This is a genomic window from Erythrobacter sp. JB1-4 (genome assembly GCF_057365025.1).
Map to the genome: position 1 here is coordinate 2,867,954 of NZ_CP200292.1, position 21,962 is coordinate 2,889,915.

20 protein-coding genes, 1 tRNA gene, 1 other RNA gene and 1 pseudogene are annotated in these 21,962 nt (G+C 56.8%); 17 read left to right on the forward strand and 6 right to left on the reverse strand.

Annotation, left to right across the window (positions count from 1 at the left end):
• Window positions 1–8 precede the first annotated feature (8 nt).
• Entirely contained in the window at window positions 9–293 is a 285-nt protein-coding gene (locus tag AC0V61_RS13400; RefSeq protein WP_486158330.1) for a chorismate mutase, read from the reverse strand.
• A gap of 116 nt (window positions 294–409) precedes the next feature.
• On the opposite strand from AC0V61_RS13400, the gene AC0V61_RS13405 reads away from it, so the two are divergent.
• The 9 genes and pseudogenes from AC0V61_RS13405 to AC0V61_RS13445 all read left to right on the forward strand — a co-directional run bounded on the left by AC0V61_RS13405 (window position 410) and on the right by AC0V61_RS13445 (window position 10,357).
• Complete coding sequence (locus tag AC0V61_RS13405) at window positions 410–1,369, forward strand: polyprenyl synthetase family protein (RefSeq protein ID WP_486158332.1); 960 nt, start codon at window positions 410–412, stop codon at window positions 1,367–1,369.
• Between the two features lie 19 nt (window positions 1,370–1,388).
• Window positions 1,389–3,830, forward strand: a complete 2,442-nt coding sequence (gene hrpB, locus AC0V61_RS13410; protein WP_486158334.1) for an ATP-dependent helicase HrpB — start codon at window positions 1,389–1,391, stop codon at window positions 3,828–3,830.
• A 38-nt stretch (window positions 3,831–3,868) separates the two neighbouring features.
• Window positions 3,869–4,147, forward strand: a complete 279-nt coding sequence (locus tag AC0V61_RS13415) for an ETC complex I subunit (RefSeq protein ID WP_486158336.1) — start codon at window positions 3,869–3,871, stop codon at window positions 4,145–4,147.
• A 57-nt stretch (window positions 4,148–4,204) separates the two neighbouring features.
• An RNA gene (ffs, locus tag AC0V61_RS13420) (signal recognition particle sRNA small type) lies at window positions 4,205–4,299 on the forward strand.
• A 60-nt stretch (window positions 4,300–4,359) separates the two neighbouring features.
• Window positions 4,360–6,197, forward strand: a pseudogene (locus AC0V61_RS13425) (DNA polymerase III subunit gamma/tau).
• 22 nt (window positions 6,198–6,219) lie between these two features.
• Complete coding sequence (locus AC0V61_RS13430) at window positions 6,220–6,561, forward strand: YbaB/EbfC family nucleoid-associated protein (protein ID WP_247272281.1); 342 nt, start codon at window positions 6,220–6,222, stop codon at window positions 6,559–6,561.
• A 10-nt stretch (window positions 6,562–6,571) separates the two neighbouring features.
• A complete protein-coding gene (locus AC0V61_RS13435; RefSeq protein WP_486158338.1) occupies window positions 6,572–7,348 on the forward strand; it encodes a hypothetical protein in 777 nt (258 codons plus the stop codon).
• Between the two features lie 129 nt (window positions 7,349–7,477).
• The gene (gene lon, locus AC0V61_RS13440) at window positions 7,478–9,877 is read left to right on the forward strand and encodes an endopeptidase La (protein WP_486158340.1); all 2,400 of its coding nucleotides are present in this window, start codon (window positions 7,478–7,480) and stop codon (window positions 9,875–9,877) included.
• 207 nt (window positions 9,878–10,084) lie between these two features.
• Window positions 10,085–10,357 carry an HU family DNA-binding protein gene (locus AC0V61_RS13445; protein WP_486158342.1) on the forward strand — a complete coding sequence of 91 codons (273 nt, stop codon included), beginning with the start codon at window positions 10,085–10,087 and terminating at the stop codon, window positions 10,355–10,357.
• Window positions 10,358–10,472: 115 nt separating this feature from the next.
• On the opposite strand, the gene AC0V61_RS13450 is transcribed toward AC0V61_RS13445, so the two are convergent.
• Together AC0V61_RS13450 and rlmB are read right to left on the reverse strand one after the other, a co-directional pair.
• Window positions 10,473–11,351 carry a hypothetical protein gene (locus AC0V61_RS13450; RefSeq protein WP_486158344.1) on the reverse strand — a complete coding sequence of 293 codons (879 nt, stop codon included), beginning with the start codon at window positions 11,349–11,351 and terminating at the stop codon, window positions 10,473–10,475.
• 27 nt (window positions 11,352–11,378) lie between these two features.
• A complete protein-coding gene (gene rlmB, locus AC0V61_RS13455) occupies window positions 11,379–12,176 on the reverse strand; it encodes a 23S rRNA (guanosine(2251)-2'-O)-methyltransferase RlmB (RefSeq protein WP_486158346.1) in 798 nt (265 codons plus the stop codon).
• Window positions 12,177–12,333: 157 nt separating this feature from the next.
• Between rlmB and AC0V61_RS13460 the strand changes: the two genes are divergently transcribed.
• Window positions 12,334–12,419, forward strand: a tRNA-Tyr gene (locus AC0V61_RS13460).
• 35 nt (window positions 12,420–12,454) lie between these two features.
• Here the strand turns inward: AC0V61_RS13460 and AC0V61_RS13465 are convergent.
• Both AC0V61_RS13465 and AC0V61_RS13470 read right to left on the reverse strand, forming a co-directional pair.
• Window positions 12,455–12,589 carry a hypothetical protein gene (locus AC0V61_RS13465; RefSeq protein ID WP_486158348.1) on the reverse strand — a complete coding sequence of 45 codons (135 nt, stop codon included), beginning with the start codon at window positions 12,587–12,589 and terminating at the stop codon, window positions 12,455–12,457.
• Window positions 12,586–14,358, reverse strand: coding sequence for a monovalent cation:proton antiporter-2 (CPA2) family protein (locus AC0V61_RS13470; RefSeq protein ID WP_486158350.1), 1,773 nt, complete (start codon window positions 14,356–14,358; stop codon window positions 12,586–12,588). The genes AC0V61_RS13465 and AC0V61_RS13470 overlap by 4 nt, the downstream gene beginning before the upstream one ends.
• A gap of 177 nt (window positions 14,359–14,535) precedes the next feature.
• Between AC0V61_RS13470 and AC0V61_RS13475 the strand changes: the two genes are divergently transcribed.
• The 3 genes from AC0V61_RS13475 (at window position 14,536) to AC0V61_RS13485 (ending at window position 17,411) form a co-directional block, all read left to right on the forward strand.
• Window positions 14,536–15,714: a beta-ketoacyl-ACP synthase III gene (locus AC0V61_RS13475; protein ID WP_486158352.1), complete on the forward strand. Its 1,179-nt coding sequence runs from the start codon at window positions 14,536–14,538 to the stop codon at window positions 15,712–15,714.
• Window positions 15,715–15,787: 73 nt separating this feature from the next.
• Complete coding sequence (locus AC0V61_RS13480) at window positions 15,788–16,537, forward strand: phosphatidylserine decarboxylase (protein WP_486158354.1); 750 nt, start codon at window positions 15,788–15,790, stop codon at window positions 16,535–16,537.
• 22 nt (window positions 16,538–16,559) lie between these two features.
• On the forward strand, window positions 16,560–17,411 hold the full coding sequence (locus tag AC0V61_RS13485; RefSeq protein WP_486158356.1) for a CDP-alcohol phosphatidyltransferase family protein: 852 nt from the start codon (window positions 16,560–16,562) through the stop codon (window positions 17,409–17,411).
• 16 nt (window positions 17,412–17,427) lie between these two features.
• On the opposite strand, the gene AC0V61_RS13490 is transcribed toward AC0V61_RS13485, so the two are convergent.
• On the reverse strand, window positions 17,428–17,724 hold the full coding sequence (locus AC0V61_RS13490) for a hypothetical protein (RefSeq protein WP_486158358.1): 297 nt from the start codon (window positions 17,722–17,724) through the stop codon (window positions 17,428–17,430).
• A gap of 381 nt (window positions 17,725–18,105) precedes the next feature.
• On the opposite strand from AC0V61_RS13490, the gene rpsB reads away from it, so the two are divergent.
• From rpsB to pyrH, 4 genes are all read left to right on the forward strand, one after another.
• A complete protein-coding gene (rpsB, locus tag AC0V61_RS13495; protein WP_486158360.1) occupies window positions 18,106–18,876 on the forward strand; it encodes a 30S ribosomal protein S2 in 771 nt (256 codons plus the stop codon).
• 92 nt (window positions 18,877–18,968) lie between these two features.
• Window positions 18,969–19,895 (forward strand): translation elongation factor Ts, encoded by a 927-nt coding sequence (tsf, locus tag AC0V61_RS13500; RefSeq protein WP_486158362.1) that lies wholly within the window; start codon window positions 18,969–18,971, stop codon window positions 19,893–19,895.
• Window positions 19,896–20,175: 280 nt separating this feature from the next.
• Window positions 20,176–20,907 (forward strand): hypothetical protein, encoded by a 732-nt coding sequence (locus AC0V61_RS13505; protein WP_486158364.1) that lies wholly within the window; start codon window positions 20,176–20,178, stop codon window positions 20,905–20,907.
• 334 nt (window positions 20,908–21,241) lie between these two features.
• Window positions 21,242–21,961, forward strand: coding sequence for a UMP kinase (gene pyrH, locus AC0V61_RS13510; RefSeq protein ID WP_486158366.1), 720 nt, complete (start codon window positions 21,242–21,244; stop codon window positions 21,959–21,961).
• Window position 21,962: the final 1 nt, after the last annotated feature.

A 21,962-nucleotide genomic window follows, 5' to 3' on the forward strand; every position in this document is an offset into this window, starting at 1 on the left:
AGCGCAGCTTAACCCCCGCGTGCCTTTTCATGATGGCGGATGACTTCTTCGATGATGAAGCGCAGGAATTTCTCGCTGAATTCAGGGTCGAGGTCTGCGTCCTCTGAAAGCTTGCGAAGCCGCGCAATCTGACGCTCCTCACGCGCTGGATCGGCAGGCGGCAAAGTCACCTTCGCTTTATATTCGCCCACGGCCTGCGTGATGCGAAAGCGTTCCGCCAGCATGTGGATGAGCGCTGCGTCGATATTGTCGATGCTTTTGCGGAACTTCGCGAGTTGCGGATCGTCAGACATATCATGCGCACTACGCATCAATTCAGCGCTTGCCAAGCGACACGCGCACCAACTAAGGCCCAAGTCATGACTGCGGACGTTATCCCTCTCCCGCGAAAAAACCGACGATCGAGCCGATGTTGTCTCTGACGGCAAGCGGTATGAACTCGGTAAACTCAGTGATTCTGGACCGGATGCAAAGTGAGATACCCCTCATTCCGCGTCTTGCGGGGCACTTGATTTCGGGCGGCGGCAAGCGTTTGCGCCCAATGCTGACCCTCGCTGGTGCTGAGCTGGTGGGATATCAGGGTACGCGCCATCATAAACTCGCAGCAGCGGTTGAATTTATTCACACTGCAACACTTCTCCACGATGATGTGGTGGATGGAAGCGAGCTTCGCCGCGGGAAGGCGGCGGCCAATATCATTTTCGGCAATCCTGCAACGGTTCTGGTGGGCGATTTCCTCTTCAGCCGCGCGTTTGAGCTGATGACAGAAGACGGCAGCCTTAAGGTTCTAAAAATCCTCAGCAATGCCTCTGCCGTGATCGCGGAAGGCGAGGTCGCGCAGCTATCCTCCCAGCGCCAGATTGAGACGAGCGAAGAGCGTTACTTGCACATTATCGGTGCGAAGACTGCGGCTCTGTTCGCTGCGGCGAGCCAGATCAGTGCGGTTGTCGCTGAATGCAGTGAAGAGCAAGAGCGCGCCCTAGAGGACTACGGCCGCAACCTCGGTGTGGCGTTCCAATTGGTCGACGATGCGATCGACTACGACTCTGATGCCGCTGAAATGGGTAAAGACCCCGGCGATGACTTCCGCGAGGGGAAAATGACCTTGCCGGTTATCCTTGCCCATGCACGTGGCAATGAGGAAGAGCGCAAATTCTGGAAAGACGCGATCCTTGGACATCGTGCATCGGATGAGGATTTAGCCCACGCGATTGGTCTGATCGAGAAGCACAATGCCCTCGAGGACACGCGCGAAAAGGCGCGCCATTTTGCGCAGCGGGCGATTGATGCGATTTCGATCTTCCCTGACAGTAAGGCCCGCGCTGCGATGGGCGAAGCTGCGCAATTTGCAGTCGCGCGCGGGTACTGATCCCGCTAACTAGGCGCGCGTGACGCCTGATCTTCCCATTTATGAGGTCCTGCCCGATTTGCGGGAGGCTTTGACGCGTCGTGGTGCGGCGGTCCTGATCGCACCTCCGGGGGCTGGTAAGACGACGGCGGTTGCCCCTGATTTGCTTGGCGAAGAGTGGTGCAAAGGCCAGATTATCCTTACATCACCGCGCCGGGTTGCCGCGCGCGCTGCGGCTGAGCGGATGGCGCAGATGCTGGGTGAAAAGCCGGGTGAGACTGTGGGCTATCTAACTCGGCTTGATAGCAAGACTAGCGCTAAGACGCGCATTCTGGTGATGACCGAAGCTATCCTTGTGAACCGGCTGATCGAGGACCCCGAGCTTGCCGGCGTGTCGGCCCTGCTCTTTGATGAAGCACATGAGCGGCATCTCGACAGCGACTTAGGCTTAGCGCTTGCCTTGGAGACTCGCGAGGTTCTTCGCGATGATCTGCGGGTGCTGGTCATGTCTGCCACGATTGATGGTGAGCGCTTTGCAGGACTCTTGGGCGAGAAAGCGCCGGTTATTGAAAGCGAAGGACGCAGCTTTCCGCTCGCAATCAAGTGGCTTGGCAGCGATCCGTCAGCGCGCATTGAGGATCAGGTCACGAGCGGCGTGATGACTGCATGGCGCGATGGCGCGGACAGCGGCGACGGTGGTGATATCCTCGCTTTCTTGCCTGGTGTGGGAGAGATTGAGCGTACCCGCGAGAGGCTTGAAACAAAGCTTCCCAAAACGCCCATCCTCCCTTTGCACGGTCAAGTCGAACCCGCTGCCCAGCGCGAGGCGATACGCCGCGATCCACAAGGGCGGCGGCGCATAGTGCTCGCAACGGCCATAGCCGAAACCTCGCTTACCCTTGATGGAGTTAGCATGGTGGTCGACAGCGGCCTTGCGCGCATGGCGCAATATGACCGGGCGGCAGGGACAACGCATCTGGTAACCCAGCGCGCGTCTCAAGCAGCCGCTGCACAAAGGGCAGGGCGTGCGGCGCGGCAAGGGCCGGGGGTTGCTTATCGCCTTTGGGAAGAGGGCGGACATCTGGGGCGACCTGAGTTTGCGCCGCCTGAGATTGAGACCGCTGATCTGACATCGCTGATACTCAAGCTCACCAAATGGGGCACTGTTGACCCGTCCGATTTGCAGTGGATTGACACGCCACCAGCCGCATCAGTGGCAGCGGCACAAAAGGCGCTTACCGCCATGGGGGCGCTCGATGGGGAGGGCCGCATTACCCCGCTTGGCGAAGCAATTGCGGCTATGCCCATGGCACCGGACCACGCCGCCTGTGTTCTCAATGGAGCGAAGGCTGGATGTGGCGACGAGGCAGCGCGCCTCATAATGCTCTTGCAAGAACGCGGACTTGGTGGTCGCAGCGAAGACTTGGCGCAGCGGCTCTCTCGGTGGCGCGGCGACAACGGCAAGCGCGTCAGTAGTGCAGCCAGGATTGCCTCAGGTTGGGCGAAGGCTGCTTCTAAGCTTACGGAGCGCGGCGAACCCCTCGATTGCGATGCAGCCGAGTGCTTGGCGCTGGCCCGCCCGGACTTTGTAGCGCGCAGACGGGATTCGTCGGGTGAAAACTGGCTTTCGGCTGGCGGGCGGGGGTTTATGCTCGACCCGGCTTCTCCCTTGGCGCGTGCAGATTGGCTTGTGATCGGTGATGCGCAGGGGCAGGCGAAAGGCGCGCGTATCACCTCGGCGGTGGAATTGGAGCAAGCGCGTATTGAGGCGATCTTTGCCAAGGAGTTGCAAGAGCGCACGATAGCGCGCTGGAATTTCGAGAAAAAGCGCGTCGAAGTGCGGCGCGAACGCAGGCTCGGCGCGATAGTGCTTTCAAGCGGGCCTGACCCCGATCCTGATCCTTTAGCGATTGTGGATATCCTTGTGGAGAAGGCTCTGGATGATCTGGTGGCAATTTTTCCGCAAGGCTTCCTCCCGCGCGCGGCATTTGCAGGTCTGGAGGCGCTATCGCCCGAAAACCTCAACGCGCAGGCGCCCTTGTGGCTCACCCCGCTGCTCGAAGGTCGCCGCGATCTTGATCTGCCGCCTGCGCGCTTTGCCGATGCAGCGCTTGGCCTCCTCGATTGGAACGAGCGGCAACGGTTGGACGAAACGGCCCCCACGAAATTCACCTCGCCCGCCAATACAACGCATACCATCGACTATGCAGGCGATGATGCACCTAGCGTCGAAGTGCGGGTGCAAGCACTGTTCGGGCTCGATCAGCACCCTCTGATTGGAACCACACCGCTGCTCCTCAAACTCACCAGTCCCGCTGGTCGCCCGATCCAGTCCACACGCGACCTGCCCGGATTTTGGCGCGGGTCATGGGCGGATGTCGCCAAGGATATGAAGGGGCGTTATCCCAAACATCGCTGGCCTGATGAACCATGGGGGGAAATCCCCAGCCTTCGTACCAAAAATGCCTTCAATCGGGGGTGATATTGGATTATGGGCCTGCCTCATAAAGGGATCACACAATGACAGCGACGATTTACCAGCAACCCAAAAGCGCGATGCAATCGGGCAAGGCCAAGGTGGACACTTGGGTGCTTGAGTTTGCGCCAAGCGAAGCGCGCCGCGCGGACCCTTTGATGGGCTGGACCGGTAGCGGTGATACACAAGTTCAGGTAAAGCTGACGTTCCCAAGTAAAGAAGCGGCGAAAGAATATGCCGAAAAGCAGGGCTTGGTCGCTCGCATTCGGGCGACACCGCCAAAGTCGCTTAAGATACAGGCCTACGCCGATAATTTTCGATAGGACGCGCTAGCCTCGTTTCCCCGCTTGAAATCTCAATCAACCCCCGCCATATGGCGCATGGGAGTCGGGTGGACGTTTGCGTTCGCTCACCGGGTCAGGACCGGAAGGTAGCAGCCCAGGTGGATTGCGGCGGGTCGCTCGGCTCCTTTTTCTCACAATTTGACGTTTCCTGGCGATGACAAGCGGTGCTTGAGCGCCTAGCTTGTCTGGCGATGAGTGATTCCGACCCAGACCTGCCCGAGAATGAGGAAGAGAACCTTCCCAGCGCTGCTGAATTAGAGGCGGCGGGGCAGAACTCTATGTTCGGGGGCGATGATATGGGAGCGCCAGCGGCCTCCTCAGATTCAGGTCCAGCTCCAGACCCAGCTCCATCGACTTTTAAGCCAGCGCCAACTGCACCCACACCGGCGCAAACAGCGCCCTCTACCGAAACCAACCAACCTTACCGCGTCCTTGCGCGCAAGTATCGGCCTCAGACTTTCTCTGAGCTGATCGGGCAAGAGCCCATGGTGCGCACGCTCGCCAATGCGATTGAGCGTGATCGGCTCGCTCATGCCTTCCTGATGACCGGGGTAAGGGGGTCGGCAAGACCTCCACCGCGCGTCTGATCGCTAAGGCTCTCAATTGCATTGGCCCTGATGGAAATGGCGGGCCCACCATCGATCCATGCGGGGTGTGTGAACCGTGCGTTGCAATCGCCGAGGGCCGCCATATCGATGTCATTGAGATGGATGCGGCAAGCAACACCCAAGTCGATAAAATGCGGGAGTTGCTCGATGGCGTGATGTATGCGGCGGTAACCGCGCGATACAAAATCTACGTGATCGATGAAGTTCATATGTTGAGCAACAGCTCGTTCAACGCGATGCTGAAAACGCTGGAGGAACCTCCTGCGCACGTAAAGTTCATCTTTGCGACAACGGAGGTCGATAAAGTCCCGGTCACCGTCCTTAGCCGGACGCAGCGCTTTGACTTGAAGCGCATTTCAGCAGAATTGCTAGCTTCGCATTTTGGCTTTGTCTGCGAGCAAGAGAAGGTTCAAGTCGAACAAGAAGCGCTTGGCATCATCGCAGCCGCTGCGGAAGGATCGGTGCGCGATGGCCTCTCGATCCTCGACCAAGCCATCGCCCATGCCGATATGGATGCGTCCGGAGGCGTAAGCGCTGAGCGGGTGCGCGATATGCTTGGCCTTGCGGACAAGGGGGCTCAAAGGCGTATTCTGACGCACCTTCTGTCTGGCGATGCTAAGGCGCTACTTGCAGGTGTCGACGAACAATATGCGCTTGGTGTTGAGCCCTTGGCGTTGATGCGCACGCTTATGGATTTGGTGCACCGGATCACTGTTGCGCAGGTCTCAGGCGGCGAACCCGATGCGCCAAGCGAAGAGGAACGCGTAGCTTTGGCCGGGTTTGCGCAGAAATTGGGCGCAGGCGAGCTTCACCGGTTGTGGCAATTGATGCTCAAGGGTCATGACGAAGTGCGCCAAGCACCTGATCCACTGGTGGCCTTGCAAATGGCTCTTTTAAGGGTCCTGCATGCCGCTGAGATGCCAGACCCCGGAAAGCTCCTAAAGCGGATCGAGGCAATTGCGGCCAATGGTCCTGCACCGACCGAAACTCCTGCGGGCGAGGGCGCACCAGCTCCCGTTGCCAGCGCCCCGAGCCAGTCACTCGATTGGGCGCAATTGGTGGAGCGCGTTGACGCGGGCGGGCAATTGCGCGTGGCTCAGATGATGCGCGACCGGGTGCGGGTGATCGAAATTTCGGATGGGCACCTGACCTTTGAGCAGGCCGACAGCTATTCTGACGATCCTATCCCCGATATCCGCGATGCTCTATTCAAGCTGACCGGCAAGCGTTGGCAGATCGAACGGGGCAGCGGAAAAGCGCAGCCCTCCTTACGCGAAGCACAAGAGGCTGAGGCCAAAGCCACGAAGGATCGCATCCGCGCGCACCCGCTCGTACAAGCGACACTGGATGCCTTCCCGCAAAGCGAAATCATTGACCCCGAAAATAACGTGACCAAAGCCGCAAGCGGCGGTCGCGGCTGAAACTAAAACAAAGGATACCCCCATGAAAAGCATGGAAGAAATGATGCAAGCAGCCCAGCAAGCGGCTGAAACCATCCAAAAGCAGATGGGCGACATGCAAGTGAAGCTCGATGCGATTGAGGTCGAAGGGCAAGCAGGCGGCGGCCTTGTGAAAGTGCGCGCGTCGGCGAAGGGCCGTATCCTTGGTGTGTCCATCGACGACAGCCTGATGAAGCCTGAAGAAAAGAACATCGTCGAGGACCTTGTCACCGCAGCCTTCAACGATGCGCGCGACAAAGCGGATCGTGTGTCGGAAGAGCAGATGAAAGAGATGCAAAGCGGCATGGGCCTGCCGCCGGGCTTTAACCTGCCGGGCATGGGGTGATTTTATAAAGATGGGGCTGTTTGGTCCGTCACCTCCAATAGACCGTGAGGAGCTGGAGTGGCTTCTTGCATGCTTTGCGTGGATTGACCGAACTCTTGGCGAATTGGACCGTACCGACGGTGTCAAGCCTCAGCTTGTTCTTCCCAATGATCACGACTTGCTCAATGCTTCGACCGCTCCGGAGTTGTTTGAGCAGGTCAAGAGAAAAGCGGGGTTGGAGCAATGGGAATGCCGGCTTGAGAAAGGCGAGGCACGCCGCGAGCCGATCGATACCGGAGTCGTGGGCGGCTTTACTCAATCGTCCAATGCGCTCGGTACGTTCAGCATCGAGGGCAACACACCTGTTGTACGCTACGATCCAACGCTTTTGCGAAATCCAAACGCCCTTATTGCGACTTTTGCGCACGAGCTGGCACACCTGTTGATCCACACATTGGGTATGCCGCCCGGGGGGCAAGCGCTTGAAGAGCACGCAACCGATTGCATGGCGGTCTACCTTGGCTTTGGCCTATTCCTTGCCAACAGTGCTCGCAATTTCGGCCAATTCAGCGAGGCAGGAATGCAGGGCTGGAGTTCCGAGGCGTCGGGCTATCTCTCCGAAAACGCACTTGTCACCGCACTTGTCATTTTTGAGCGGCATTTCAACACTGAGGCGAGCGGTAAAGATGCATTGAAAGACTACCTTCAATCGGTGCACAAAAAAGCCGACCGTTATCTCAGCAAGCGCCATCCAGAGCTTAGTGCTGAACTTGCCAATGTCGATCTTTCCGTCTGGTCACCGGGTTAGGTGCGCCATTTCACCAATGCTTTGCACAGCTTCGTAACACCCCCCATTGCACGCTTAAGGAAGCCTTCCCATATTCCAACAAACGACGCGCCGCTCGCCTTTGAGTGGGACCGTCTTGGACTGAGAATTATGACACAAAGTTTTCCTCTTCTTCCCCTTCGCGACATCGTCGTCTTCCCCGGCATGGTGGTGCCGCTTTTTGTGGGCCGTGATAAATCTGTTGCAGCGCTTGAGGCGGCTATGGAGGCATCGAAAGACATCTTCCTTCTGGCGCAGCTTGATCCGGCTTGCGATGATCCGGACAGCGATGACCTGTATGACGTAGGCGTCATTGCGCAGGTTTTGCAGATGCTTAAGCTTCCCGATGGCACTGTGCGTGTGCTTGTCGAAGGTGTAGATCGCGCGAAGTTGAGCGCGCTTCGCGATGAAGATGGCTACGTGCTTGCCGATGTGGTGATGGCAGACCCCGAAACGGTGGGAGGCACTGAAGTCACCGCACTTATGCGTCAGGTGACTGAGCAATTCGGCGAATACGCCAAGCTTAACAAAAAGATGGGCGAGGAAAACAACGTCGATCTTTCTGATATCGATGATGCAGGACAGCTCGCCGACACCATCGCCGCCGCGTTGAGCGCGAAGGTTTCGGATAAACAATCGATCCTTACAGAGCCAAGTCCGTTTAAGCGGCTTGAGCTGGTCATGGCCTTTATGGAAGGCGAGCTTTCCGTGCTTCAGGTGGAGCGCAAAATCCGTGGCCGCGTCAAGCGCCAGATGGAGAAGACGCAGCGCGAATATTACCTCAACGAACAGTTGAAGGCGATCCAGTCGGAGCTTGGTGGTTCTGATGATGGCGAGGGCGGCGATGAGATCGCTGAACTGACGGCCAAGATCGAAGAAACCAAGCTTTCCAAAGAAGCGCGCACCAAGGCCAAGGCCGAGCTTAAAAAGCTGCGCGGAATGCAGCCGATGAGCGCTGAAGCCACAGTGGTGCGCAATTATCTGGATGTGTTGCTCGGCCTTCCATGGGGGAAGAAAAGCCGCATCAAAAAGAATATTCCCAAGGCGCAGGAAATTCTCGATGCCGATCACTATGGTCTTGAAAAGGTCAAGGATCGCATCATCGAATATCTCGCGGTTCAGGCTCGCACCAACAAACTCAAAGGTCCGATCCTGTGCCTTGTTGGCCCTCCTGGTGTTGGTAAAACCTCTCTGGGTAAGTCCATCGCCAAGGCAACGGGCCGTGAATTTGTGCGCCAGTCCTTGGGCGGGGTTCGCGATGAGGCTGAAATCCGTGGCCACCGGCGCACGTATATCGGCTCAATGCCGGGCAAGATCGTCAACAATCTGAAGAAAGCGGGCACTAGCAACCCACTGTTTCTCTTGGATGAGATCGACAAGCTGGGCCAAGACTTCCGCGGCGATCCCGCGAGCGCGTTGCTTGAGGTGCTCGACCCTGAGCAGAACGACAAGTTCCAGGACCACTATCTTGAGCTCGATCTGAACCTGTCGGACATCATGTTTGTGACGACCGCGAACAGCCTTGATCTGCCTCAGCCGCTGCTTGACCGGATGGAGATCATCCGCCTTGAAGGCTATACCGAGGATGAAAAGGTTGAGATTGCGACCCGTCACCTAATCGGCAAACAGGTTAAAGACCACGGTCTCAAAAAGGGCGAGTTTGAACTCACCGAAGAGGGTCTTCGCGACCTTATCCGGTATTACACCCGCGAGGCCGGCGTGCGGACACTTGAGCGTGAGATTGCGCGTCTTGCCCGTAAGTCTTTGCGCAAAATCCTCGAGAAAGAGACCACAAGCGTCACGATCACGCCTGAAAACTTGGGAGAGTTTGCAGGAGTGCGCAAATTCAAGCACGGCATGAGCGAGGACGAAGCGCAGGTTGGCACGGTCACAGGCCTTGCTTGGACCAGCGTCGGCGGCGAGCTTCTGACCATCGAAAGCGTCACGACGCCAGGTAAAGGCGAGATCAAAACGACCGGTAAGCTTGGTGATGTGATGCAGGAAAGCGTTGCGGCCGCCTTTTCTTTCGTGAAATCGCGAAGCCCCCAATATGGCATCAAACCATCGCTCTTTCATCGCAAGAACATCCACATCCACCTTCCCGAAGGCGCAGTTCCAAAGGATGGGCCGAGCGCTGGGATTGGCATGGTCACCTCGATTGTCTCAACTCTCACAGGGGCCAAGGTTAACCCCGATGTTGCCATGACCGGCGAGGTCACACTTCGCGGGCGTGTGCTGGCTATCGGCGGCCTTAAAGAAAAACTCTTGGCAGCGCTTCGTGGAGGCATCACCAAAGTGTTGATCCCCAACGAAAATGTGAAAGATCTGGCGGAGATACCTGATAACGTCAAAGAGGGGCTGGAGATCGTTCCCGTAGCCCATGTCGACGAGGTTCTTGAACATGCTTTGATTGATCGTCCGGGCCCAATTGAATGGACCGAAGCTGACGATCTCGCCATGCAGCCAGGCGCAACGGCGGGGCCCGGTGGAGGAACGCCGACAGCGCATTAACTGTTGCAAGCGAAGTGTGCATTTTTTGCAAGCGCCAGGGTTTCGCAGTTTGAGCACCGGTTCATCGCAAAACGGCTGATTTGGTCATGTTTATTGGCCAATCGCCCGGATTTGTCTTTGACACACATGCAAAAACCTCTCAATTCTGTGTCCTTCCGGGGGGCGATTCACTCTAACCATTTCTACGAGAATGAGGGGTAGTACGTAATGAATAAGAACGATCTGATCGGTGCAGTCGCTGAGAACAGCGGACTTTCTAAAAGCGATGCAGCAAACGCCGTTGAGGGCGTATTTGATGCAATTCAGAAAGCTCTCGCAGATGGCGACGAAGTGCGGCTGGTCGGATTTGGCACTTTTGCTGTAGCAAAGCGCAAGGCGTCTATGGGGCGTAACCCTCGTACGGGTGAGCCAATGCCGATCAAAGCATCTAACCAACCAAAATTTAAGGCTGGCAAGGGTCTTAAAGACGCTGTCAATTAAGCGTTTGCGCGCGGACGAAGCGCGCAAAATCAGGCATATTGGTTAGGTTGAGTTTAGCAAAGGCCCCGTCAGCAAAGCGCTGGCGGGGTCTTTCTTTGTGCGCATGTGTCGGCGACTAGTTCGACAGATCGATCAATGCGGTAGGGGTTGCACCAGTGCTTGGCGAGATGTCCCAAGTCAGGCTTTGCCCCTTATTCGTTGAAGCCGCGCCCTCATCAGTGTTGTTTGCTCTGATCTGACCATCGGTAACGATTGTGAAAGTGCCCTCCATTTGCGGAATGCTGGGAATCGCTGGGCCTTCATCCGATTGAGGGGCAAGCGCAGCAAGACCGCCAAGGCCAACCATACCGCCCATCATCGCGCTCATTGGATTGTTTTCGTTTTGCGTTGCGAAACCTGGGGCGTTGACCCTGACAACACCCTCATCGCGCAAGATAATCTGGACAAAGGGATTGGTAGTCGGAAAGCCTTCTAGCACTGGATACATGAAGTCATGGCCAAGTTTGCCCGTGATGGAATAGCGCACGTCGAAAACACCATCTCCCTTGTCCACCACACTTTCCCATCCGCGTTGACGCAATAACAGTTGGACCAGCTCAGCAGAGGCCTCAGGGTCGCCGGGGTCAATGCCACCCATGATTGCGCCCATTTGTTTGGCTTTTTCCTGAGCCTCAGCGGCACGAATAGGGGCGTTCATGTCCCAAACCGCGCGTTGATCGGCAAGTTCTGCCTGTGTGCATTCGCGCGTTTCAAAGGTGTCATCGTCAAAGCAATCGTCCGGCGTAAACTCTTCTTCTGCCGCTCCCATTTCAGCAAGGCTGGACAAGCCAAGAAAGAAAATCTCGCCATCATAGGTGAAGGTGAAGCTGTCATCTTTGTTCATGACAAGTTCTGATGTGAATTTGCCCGGCGTGATGAAGCAACCGGTCAAAAGCAGTGAAAGCCCAGCCACCAAAGCAGTGGCAAAGGTGCGGGTTGAGGATGGAGCAGTCATAGTTTGGTCCCCCAAATAGGTCATCGCTCAGTCTGAAGAGCGAGTGGCAACAGCATATAGAGTAATCGCTGCTGCATTCGAAACGTTAAGACTTTCGATATCCGAGGATATCGGGAGCTTTGCCAAAGCATCGCAGTGCTGCGTGATATTGTGCCGCATGCCTTCGCCTTCTGCGCCCAGAACAATCGCGAGCGGGCCCGTGGTAAGCCCTTCAGCCAAAGTGGCCTCCGCTTCGCCTGCAAGGCCAATGCGCCAATATCCGGCGTCCGCGAGTTCATCGAGCGCGCGAGCCAGATTGACAACGCGGACCCATGGCACAGTCTCCAATGCGCCCGACGCTGATTTCGCAAGCACGCCGCCTTCGGGCGGGGCATGGCGGTCCTGCGTGACGATGCATGCAGCGCCAAATGCAGCAGATGAACGCAGGATTGCGCCAACATTGTGCGGATCAGTGACTTGGTCGAGGATTACGACGGGGCGCGCCGGATCGCCGGTCGCTACCTCGTCGAGGAAAACATCAGGCAGCGGCTCGCACTCAAGAACAAGGCCTTGGTGCGGGGCATCCTTTGCCACGAGGCGCGCCAAATCGGTAACATCGGCATACTCAACTGGAAAATCAGCTGGCAGCTCGCCATCGAGAGTGTCGATCCCCTCGCGTGTTGCCCACAGTTTGCGGTGTTGGCGGTCAGGGTTCTTGAGCGCGGCCTCTACCGGGTGACGGCCCCACAGCCGCACATATCCCGCCGTACCTTTTCCAGAACCGCGTCCACCCTTCATCCGGCCGGCGCGGCCTCTTAGAGCGCGTTTGCGATCACCTTTTGCCATAAAATCTCGAACTCAAATTGTCAGTAATGAGCGCCTGTGCCACTCCCCCATTGACAGGCAAGCACAGCTTCGCCAAAGGGGCGCCTCTCGGCAGCGAAGCATCACGCTTTGCTTTATGAACTGGCACCCACGTGGTGCGAATTTCAGGCCCATGTGTGGACAGGTGGCCGAGTGGTTAAAGGCAGCAGACTGTAAATCTGCCCGCGCAAGCGTACGCTGGTTCGAATCCAGCCCTGTCCACCACTGGCTTTCACCGCTCTCGCGCCTCAGCCTTCCCTTTACCGCTTCTGCGGCTCTCCAAACTCTTCGAGTTCGTCCAGCTCCGCCAGGTCGTCCTGTCCCATGATTTGCGCCATTTGCTCGCGCAGGAGGGGATCCCATTCGCTGCGCAGTTTCTTCACAAGTGCAATCATCTCCTCGTTTTCCCAAGGGGGGTGTCGAAGTCGAAGGCTTCTGCCATCGGAAGCATTGTGCTGCGGTCCATTTCCTGGAACTTATCGGTCATCGCGTTCGCGCGCTCACCGGATATGCCGAGCGCTTCGTAAGCAGAGCGTCCCATCCGCAAGCTGCTGTCGTAGGTTTCCCGGATGATATCGCGGCAGCCCAGCGACCATAGCTGAAACACGTGGTTACGATCATAGGCGCGCGCGATGATGTGCACTTTGGGATAGTTCTTGGTCACATAGGTAACAAGGCGATTGGTGGCCTCCTTGTCGTCTATCGCGATGATCAACAGCTTTGCGCGTTCAATGCCTGCCGACTTCAAAAGGTCAGGCCTCGCCGCATCGCCAAAATAGGTGCGGATGCCGAATTTGCTGAGGCGGTCGATCTGCGCTGAGGAATAGTCGATCACAGTGGTGTGATATCCAGCGGTTTCCATCATCCGGTCAACAATCCCGCCAACCCGGCCGCGCCCTGCAAGGATGATGTCCGAGGGCTCAGTTATGTCGTCAAAGGCACGCTCGCGGCCTTGCTGATAATGGCGCAAGATGACCTTGTCATAGAAGATGAAAAGCAGCGGTGTGATCAGCATCGACATCGCCACAATCAGCAGCAATTGATCAGCAAGTGGGACCGGCAAGACATACGCGCCCACCGCAAAGCTGAGGAGCACAAAGCCAAACTCCCCCGCCTGTGCAAGGCCAAGCGAGAAGAGCCAGCGGTCCTGTCCCTTGATGCCGAAGAAAGTGCCTAGAGCGAAGAGCACCGCGACCTTGGTTCCGATCAGAACCGCAGTCCAGCCGAGCACGCTGTTCCAGCTTTCGGCCAGCAGGGCGAAGTTGATCCCTGCACCGACCGTGATGAAAAAGAGCCCCAGCAACAGACCTTTAAAAGGCTCGATGTCGGACTCGAGCTCGTGGCGGTACTCGCTGTTGGCAAGAACGACGCCTGCGAGGAAGGTGCCAAGGGCAGGGGAGAGGCCTACAACAGTCATCAGCAGCGCGATCCCAACCACCACAAGCAACGCGCTTGCGGTGAACAGTTCGCGCAGGCCGGCCATGGCAATAAAGCGGAACATTGGCCGCGTCAGGTAATTGCCGGCCAAAGCAACAAATGCGATTGCTGCCAGAGTGATGAGCCCGGCGGCCCAGGCTGGCAGCCCTTCGAGAATGTTGAACGAGTGACTGTGATCCTCACCGCCCGCCGAGGCTGCCGCACCTGCGAGTTCGGGAAGCGCCAAGAGCGGGATAATCGCCAGCATAGGGATCACGGCGATGTCTTGAAACAGCAGAACCGAGAAAGACGACTGCCCGCCTTCGGTTTTCATCAAGCCTTTTTCATCGAGCGTCTGCAAAATGATCGCGGTGGAAGAAAGCGCAAGGATCATACCGATCGCAAGGCTGGTTTGCCACGCATTGCCCACAATCAGCGAATAGCCGGCCATGATCACCACGGTGATGAGCACTTGTCCTCCACCCAGACCAAGAAGCCGCACGCGCAGCTCCCACAATTTGCTCGGCTCCAGTTCCAGCCCGATCAGGAAGAGCATCATGACAACGCCAAACTCGGCAAAATGCTGAAGCGCGATGACGTCTACGCCCAGCACGTCCAATGCTGGGCTGATCGCCATCCCCGCGATGAGGTAGCCCAACACTGAGCCAAGGCCCAGCCTTGTGGCGATGGGGACCGCGATCACTCCCACAGCAAGCAGGATGGTGGCGAGCAGGAGAAATTCTGTCATGGAGAGGAGCTATTGAGAAACCCTGCATATCACAAGTCGTTTGCTCCTTCGCGGGCTGGAAGACTTTCTTTGGCGCACGGATTGGTTGGGGTTTGACGTTACATCTTGGCTTGCGAGGGCCGGGAGGGGGGCCTATTCGTGGCCACCATCCAAGAAACAACATTCGCGAAGATAATAATGACAACCCAAACAATGTCGCAATCCGCCGGGGAGGAACTCGTGCTCACAGGTCGCCCGGTGATCTCTTCAACCGGTCTTTTTACGCCCGAAGAATCCATCACCAACGAAGAGCTCGTTGCCAGCTTCAACGAATATGTTGACCGCTTTAATGCCGCTAACGCTGACGCGATTGAGGCGGGCGAGACGCAAGCGCTGACCTATTCCTCGGTTGAATTCATCGAAAAGGCGAGCGGGATCAAAGCGCGTCATGTGATGAGCAAAGAGCCTATCCTTGACCCTGAGATCATGATGCCGCGCTGGGATGAGCGCACTAATGATGAACAATCGATGATGTGCGAAATCGGCGTGAAGGCGGCGCGTCAGGCACTTGAACGGGCAGGGCGCAAGCCCGAGGACGTGGACGCGGTTTTGTGTGCCGCCTCCAATATGGAGCGCGGTTATCCCGCGATGGCGATTGAGATACAGCAGGCGCTGGGCATCGAAGGCTTTGGCTTTGACATGAATGTGGCGTGTTCGTCTGCGACCTTTGGTATTCAAACGGCGGCCGATTATGTGCGCGCTGGCAATGCGAAAAGCGTTCTGGTGGTTAGCCCTGAAATTACCTCGGGCCACCTCAACTGGCGCGACCGGGACAGCCACTTTATCTTTGGTGATGTCGCAACGGCGGTGCTTGTTGAGGACGCAGGCGTTGCGCCTGCGGAGCATTGGGAGATCCTCAGCACAAAACTCAAAACCGTCTTCTCCAACAACATCCGCAACAATTTTGGCTTCCTCAACCGCGCAGCGCCCGAAAACGCAGGCAATGCGGACAAGCTCTTTGTGCAAGAGGGGCGCAAGGTCTTTAAAGAGGTCGTGCCGATGGTCGCGCAGATGATCATCGACGAGGCCGAGAAACTTGCAATGGACCCGGCGACATTGCGCCGCCTTTGGCTGCACCAAGCGAACGCTGGTATGAACCGCCTGATTTCACAACGGGTTTTGGGGCATGAAGCGAATGATGATGAAAGCCCAACAGTGCTTGATACCTATGGCAATACCTCATCAGCTGGTTCTATTATTGCGTTTCACTCACACAGCGATGATCTGATCGCTGGTGACACCGGGCTTATTTGCAGTTTTGGCGCTGGATATTCGGCTGGCACCGTGTTTGTTCGCAAGACCGCAGCAGCAGCTTAAAGACGCGTATTTCTAACAAGGGATAGGGTCGCGGCATTGTCCAATGGACAGGCAGCACCTAGATGGTTGACCTATGGCAGGTGAAATTCTCGATAATCAGGGCCGCGGCGAAGCAAGCTGGGGCTGGCCCGCAATCCATCCGGAAGGGCGCAAATATGGCGTAATCGCGGCTGCGATTGCCCTTGTGCCGCTTGTGATGGGTTTCCAATTCATTGGCTGGCCGCTGCTTCTTTTGTCGCTGGGCGTGTTCGCATTTTTCCGCGATCCAGAGCGCGTGGTGCCTCAAGATGACAAGACGATTGTCGCGCCCGCGGACGGTTTGGTGACTCTCATCCAAACGATGGAGCCGCCTGCGGAGATGCTTGGCAATGATGGCTCTGGTGTGCCCGGTCTGCCGCCCGGTCCCGTGACGCGTGTCTCGATTTTCATGAGCGTTTTTGACGTACACATTAACCGCGCTCCCATTGCGGGCACGGTGCAGCGCGTCGTCTATGTCCCGGGCAAGTTTGTGAACGCAGACCTCGACAAGGCGTCAGAGGAAAACGAGCGGCAGCTGGTTCTGATCGAGCGTAATGATGGTCTTATGATCGGCTTTACCCAAATTGCAGGGCTTGTTGCGCGGCGCATTGTGCCTTTCGTAAAGCCCGGTGATACCGTCGCCAAGGGTCAGCGCGTTGGTCTTATCCGCTTTGGTAGCCGGGTTGATGTATATCTGCCTGCCGGAACGCAGCCGCGCGTGCTGATGGGCCAGCGCATCGTCGCGGGCGAAACGATCCTTGCAGATGTGGGCGCCACCGCACTTCTGGAAGGCATCGCGCAGTGATGCCGAGAGAGTTCGGCCAAGTATGAGCAGTTCTTCACCCTCCGACCCGCGCCTTGGTCCAAAAGCGGCTGAAGGTGAGGAGGGGCTTCCAACCGGCGCGGCTCTGCGTGACCAAGAAGCCGTTGAGGAGCGAGCCGGCCTTTCCCTTCGTGCCATGCTACCCAATGCGATCACAGCCGCTGCGCTTTGTGCAGGTCTTACAGCAGTGCGCTTTGCGATTGACGAGAACTGGGCATTTGCGGTTTTCGCGATTTTCGTGGCGGGTATGCTTGATGGGCTAGATGGTCGTATCGCGCGGCTCTTAAACGCGCAATCGCGCTTTGGGGCAGAATTGGATAGCCTTGCTGATGCGCTGTCTTTTGGGATGGCGCCTGCGCTCATAATCTTCTTGTGGTCGTTGAATGACCTCTCTCGGTTTGGGTGGTTTGCAGCGCTGGCCTTCGCGATATGCTGTGCCTTGCGGCTTGCCCGGTTCAACGCACAGATTGATGTCGAAGATCAGCCTCACAAATCAGCCGGCTTCCTCACCGGAGTGCCCGCACCTGTTGGAGCAGGCCTTGCCCTTACGCCATTGTGTCTTTGGATCGAGACAGGGATGGACATTTTCCGCGACCCCATTTTTAACGCCGTTTGGGTCGCAGCGATTGGAGTGCTCTTCATCTCCAATATGGCAACGCTCAGCTGGACAGCTATTCGACCCCAGCGTGATATTCGCATTTGGCTGATCGCCCTTGTGGCCATCGCTTTTGCTGGATTTATGCTCGAACCATGGTGGACGTTTACGGCGTTGAGCGCTGTGTATCTCTCGCTAATGCCTTATGCGCTCATCAAATATGGCAAGATCAAACGCCAACGTGCGCGCATGCCGATTTAGTTCGGTGTGATTTAACTCAACCGTGTGCCTCTAAAGACTGTGCTTGCGCACAACCAAGGGTAGAGCGCCGTGTGCCGCCAAATCCGCTTCTGCGCACGCGGGCGGTGGAGGTCCGGCGTGCTGTGCGGTGCAATGGTTGACGCAGCCGCGTTTCGCTTGCTTCCACTTGGGGAATAAACCCTGCATCAAGCAGTTCCTTTTCGTTGAAGGCCGACCAAAACGCCTCGCGCGCCTTCATCCAAGTGTCTGTCAGACTGAGCACAACGATAAGCGCTGCGACCGTGATGAAGATGGTGAGTCCTGTTGAGAGCATTTTTGTTCTCCACTATCGTTGCCCCCGATAAACCTAACTACGTCGTCTCGGTCGGCTTGTGTGTAACTGTGCATATAAGCGGGTAAAACGTCGTATCGCCACGGCCGCGTACCAGCTTTGTTCTCCACCCTTGTTCACTAAGTGTTCCACCTTAGTCAAGCGGTTTGTTCCATTTGTGTTCTTTTCCTTGAAGAACACACTAGATTTTGTGTGTAAGCCCGCCTATGTGCGCCGCACTTGCTTTGACAGGTCTGCGAATCGTCGCGAATCACGAAAGGCAAAATTCACATGAGCGACGCGCACATACCGGTGCCACGGCGGGAAGTACCGCCAACGGTCACAAAGCGGCGCTCAGAGGACTAACCGGAAAGGAACTATCCTATGGCGACCACTACCGTCACCATGCAGCAATTGATTGAGGCCGGCGCACACTTCGGCCACCAAACCCACCGTTGGAACCCGCGCATGAAGCCGTATATCTTCGGTGCGCGCAACGGCGTTCACATCCTTGACCTTTCACAAACCGTTCCGCTTTTCGCGCGCGCCCTGGACTTTGTTGAGCAAACCGTTCGCGCTGGCGGCAAGGTTCTGTTCGTCGGCACCAAGCGTCAGGCGCAAGAGCCTATCGCTGAAATGGCGCGCCAGTCGGGTCAGCACTTTGTGAACCACCGTTGGCTGGGCGGCATGCTGACCAACTGGAAAACCATCAGCGGTTCGATCAAGCGGCTCAAAACCCTTGAAGAGCAGCTTTCAGGCGACACCAGCGGCTTTACCAAGAAAGAAGTCCTGCAACTCACTCGTGAGCGTGACAAGCTTGAGCTGTCGCTTGGCGGTATCCGCGATATGGGCGGCGTTCCAGACGTGATGTTTGTGATCGATGCGAACAAAGAAGAGCTCGCGATTAAGGAAGCAGCTGTACTGGGCATCCCGGTGATCTGCGTGCTCGACACCAACACCGATCCAACCGGCATCGCGTTCCCGGTACCGGGCAACGATGACGCGAGCCGTGCTGTGCGTCTTTACTGTCAGGCTATCGGCGATGCAGCGAATGCTGGCCGTGGTCAGGGCGTTGAGCAGTCTGGCGAAGACTTCGGCGCAATGGACACGCCTCCTGCTGAGGCTGCTGCGGAAGAAGCACCTGCTGCTGAATAAGCGTCAAAGACGCGTCACAATTCCAATCTAGCGCGCCGGGTAGCCTCCCTAGGGCACACCCGGCGCCCTCAAACACACAAAAGGAAATCACCATGGCTGCTTTTACCGCCGCTGATGTGAAGAAACTGCGCGAACTGTCTGGCGCAGGCATGATGGATGCAAAGAAAGCCCTGACCGAAGCCGATGGCGACATCGATGCAGCGGTTGACGCTCTGCGCGCAAAAGGCTTGGCTACTGCTCAGAAGAAATCCAGCCGTACCGCTGCAGAAGGCCTCGTTGGCGTTGCCGTTGAAGGCACACGCGGCGTTGCTGTTGAAGTGAACTCTGAGACGGACTTCGTTGCGAAGAACGATCAGTTCCAGGACTTCGTTAGCAAGACGACCACTGTAGCGCTCGGCGTAGACGGCGACGACGTGGAAGCATTGAAAGCTGCCAGCTACCCCGATGGTGGCACTGTCGCGGACAAGCTCACCGACAACATCGCAACCATCGGCGAGAACCAGCAGGTTCGCCGCATGAAAACTGTTGCTGTAGAAAGCGGTGCGGTCGTCTCCTACGTCCACAATGCGGCCGCTGAAGGCCTCGGCAAAATTGGCGTGCTCGTTGCTCTGGAAAGCGACATTGCCGCTGACACGCTTGAGCCATTCGGCAAGCAACTCGCCATGCACATCGCGTCAATGTTCCCACAGGCTCTGAACGCTGACGGTCTCGACGCAGACGTTATCGAGCGTGAGCGCGCGATTGCACAGGAAAAGGCAGCTGAAAGCGGCAAGCCTGAGAACGTGCAAGAGAAAATGGTCGAAGGCGCGATCAAGAAGTTTGCGAAAGAAAACGCGCTTCTCAGCCAAATGTTCGTGATGGACAACAAGACATCAGTCGAAGACACCGTCGCCAAGTTTGGCAAAGACAATGGCGGTTCGGTTGTGCTGAAAGACTACGTTCGCTTCCAACTCGGCGAAGGCATCGAGAAAGAAGAAAGCGACTTTGCAGCAGAGGTTGCAGCCGCTGTTGGCGGGTAAGCGCTAACACACGCTTTCAAGCGAACTAAAAGGGCCGCTCGCACGGGAAACCTCGCGGGCGGCCTTTTTCTTTTTGCATTCCTACGACCGGCTTAGGACGATTGGGGGAGAGGCTTGCGCCTAAGGCTATGAGGGCTAATATCCGGACATGCCGAAGTTCCCTTCGTTTTGTGCCGGCTCTCTTACCATATTGGCTCTTGCTGGTGGATGCGCCCAAGAAGAGGAGGTGCAACCTGTTGCGACCGCAATATATGAGGTTCCGCTTCTTCAACCCGCAGATTTGCCCGACGAAGAGGGCTGCTGGGAGGATAATACAAGCGTCTTTTGTCCAGTCTTAATCACCGCAAACGGCGAACTCTTTCATCAAGGTGCTCCGGTTGAAACCGGAGGACTCAGAGCGATAGAAGAAAAGTGGTGGTCCAGCGAGTATGCCCTCCTAGGCATTGAAGTTCATGCCGATGCAGAATTTGGAGCAGTCGTAGACCATCTTTCGGTGCTGGATAATCACATTGATGAGGAACAAGCGTCCAAATCCTCTTCTTTGTTTCATCGTACCACGACATATGTGCCGGAACCTTACCCACCTTTCGCATTAATGGGACTGGATGACATTGACCTCCAAGGTGGCGCGAAGCCCAATCCTGACGCGATAGCAGAGCTTGATGGGCGTGATTTCTTAGGCAAGGCGGACGAATATGCGCTTCCACTGTTCGTTGGCTATTCCAAAAAACACGACACTTGCGTGATTAAGCTTCAGGGCAATTCTGTTTCGTCCAAAGAACTCTTTGACGGCGCATTTCAGAGACTAGACGCGATTGTACAAGATGCCGGCGGCGTCGAGGCAATTTCTGAGGACATTTCCGTTATCCAAAGGATCGAGGCTCGATTGCAAGCCGAGAGTGACACGCCGTGGCGCTGCATTGGGGCAGCAATCAACGGTGTGGGAAGGTCAGGGTGGCCGGAAATTCGTCTCGAAGTGATGGATTTTGGACAACCCAGCGGCTCGCCCTAATTAGGCAGTCTCGTAGCTTTTTCCTACTCGTCGGCAATTCGCTAACCATTCGAACGGCTCTTTGACCTCGTAAGTCCGACCCAATCTTCGCGCTTTCACGCAGCCCTTGCGCCCACGTACCCCTCGCAAAAACCGAAAGTTGACACTTCGCGCGGCGCATTCCGCACTAACCCCCTGTGCCACCACTCAAATCACGAAAACCAAACTTTCCAAAACACCCCGGTTCATTGTTTCAAAACCGGTGGCTACCTGCACGCGCCCTCTTGGCACGGGCCCGGCTTGCCGATAGGGCCTAGCGCCAACCACAAACCGCCATAAAAGAGCCCCGAGCCCCATGACACTCCCCCCGATAAAGCGCGTCCTTCTGAAGCTCTCAGGCGAAGTGCTTATGGGGAACCAGGAATATGGGATTGATCCGGAATACGTCGCGCGGCTGGCGGAAGAGGTAAAGGCGGCCAAGGACAGCGGTATCGAGGTTTGCCTCGTGATCGGCGGCGGCAATATCTTTCGCGGGATTGCAGGGGCTGCGAAGGGCCTCGATCGCACCACCGGCGACTACATGGGTATGCTCGCGACCGTGATGAACGCGCTGGCGATGCAAAACGCGCTGGAGCAGCTGGGCGTGCAGACGCGGGTGCAATCGGCGATCCCGATGTCAAGCGTGTGTGAGCCTTACATCCGCAGACGGGCTGAGCGGCACTTGGAGAAGGGGCGGATCGTGATCTTTGCCGCTGGCACGGGCAATCCGTTCTTCACCACCGATACGGGCGCAGCTCTTCGTGCAGCCGAGATGAACTGCGATGCGCTTCTCAAAGGCACCAGCGTTGACGGCGTCTATGACAGCGATCCCAAGCACAACCCGGATGCTACGCGTTTCGATACGATCACTTACGATCAAGTGCTTGCCGACAACCTTAAGGTGATGGACGCAACCGCTGTTGCGCTTTGCCGTGAGAACACCATTCCGCTAGTGGTCTTCTCAATCCGCGAAAAAGGCAATGTTGCCATAGTGCTCTCAGGCGAGGGCACACAGACAATTGTCCAGAAAGACTAAA

Excerpts from the sequence above, each read along its gene's own strand:
- AC0V61_RS13490 (WP_486158358.1), bottom strand. The coding sequence starts at position 17,724 with ATGCTCTCAACAGGACTCACCATCTTCATCACGGTCGCAGCGCTTATC.
- AC0V61_RS13450 (WP_486158344.1), bottom strand. The coding sequence starts at position 11,351 with ATGACTGCTCCATCCTCAACCCGCACCTTTGCCACTGCTTTGGTGGCT.
- AC0V61_RS13485 (WP_486158356.1), top strand. The coding sequence starts at position 16,560 with ATGAGCAGTTCTTCACCCTCCGACCCGCGCCTTGGTCCAAAAGCGGCT.
- AC0V61_RS13480 (WP_486158354.1), top strand. The coding sequence starts at position 15,788 with ATGGCAGGTGAAATTCTCGATAATCAGGGCCGCGGCGAAGCAAGCTGG.
- tsf (WP_486158362.1), top strand. The coding sequence starts at position 18,969 with ATGGCTGCTTTTACCGCCGCTGATGTGAAGAAACTGCGCGAACTGTCT.
- AC0V61_RS13400 (WP_486158330.1), bottom strand. The coding sequence starts at position 293 with ATGTCTGACGATCCGCAACTCGCGAAGTTCCGCAAAAGCATCGACAAT.
- AC0V61_RS13475 (WP_486158352.1), top strand. The coding sequence starts at position 14,536 with ATGACAACCCAAACAATGTCGCAATCCGCCGGGGAGGAACTCGTGCTC.
- AC0V61_RS13430 (WP_247272281.1), top strand. The coding sequence starts at position 6,220 with ATGAAAAGCATGGAAGAAATGATGCAAGCAGCCCAGCAAGCGGCTGAA.
- rpsB (WP_486158360.1), top strand. The coding sequence starts at position 18,106 with ATGGCGACCACTACCGTCACCATGCAGCAATTGATTGAGGCCGGCGCA.
- AC0V61_RS13415 (WP_486158336.1), top strand. The coding sequence starts at position 3,869 with ATGACAGCGACGATTTACCAGCAACCCAAAAGCGCGATGCAATCGGGC.
- AC0V61_RS13435 (WP_486158338.1), top strand. The coding sequence starts at position 6,572 with ATGGGGCTGTTTGGTCCGTCACCTCCAATAGACCGTGAGGAGCTGGAG.
- rlmB (WP_486158346.1), bottom strand. The coding sequence starts at position 12,176 with ATGGCAAAAGGTGATCGCAAACGCGCTCTAAGAGGCCGCGCCGGCCGG.
- lon (WP_486158340.1), top strand. The coding sequence starts at position 7,478 with ATGACACAAAGTTTTCCTCTTCTTCCCCTTCGCGACATCGTCGTCTTC.
- pyrH (WP_486158366.1), top strand. The coding sequence starts at position 21,242 with ATGACACTCCCCCCGATAAAGCGCGTCCTTCTGAAGCTCTCAGGCGAA.
- AC0V61_RS13470 (WP_486158350.1), bottom strand. The coding sequence starts at position 14,358 with ATGACAGAATTTCTCCTGCTCGCCACCATCCTGCTTGCTGTGGGAGTG.
- AC0V61_RS13445 (WP_486158342.1), top strand. The coding sequence starts at position 10,085 with ATGAATAAGAACGATCTGATCGGTGCAGTCGCTGAGAACAGCGGACTT.
- AC0V61_RS13465 (WP_486158348.1), bottom strand. The coding sequence starts at position 12,589 with ATGATTGCACTTGTGAAGAAACTGCGCAGCGAATGGGATCCCCTCCTG.
- AC0V61_RS13405 (WP_486158332.1), top strand. The coding sequence starts at position 410 with ATGTTGTCTCTGACGGCAAGCGGTATGAACTCGGTAAACTCAGTGATT.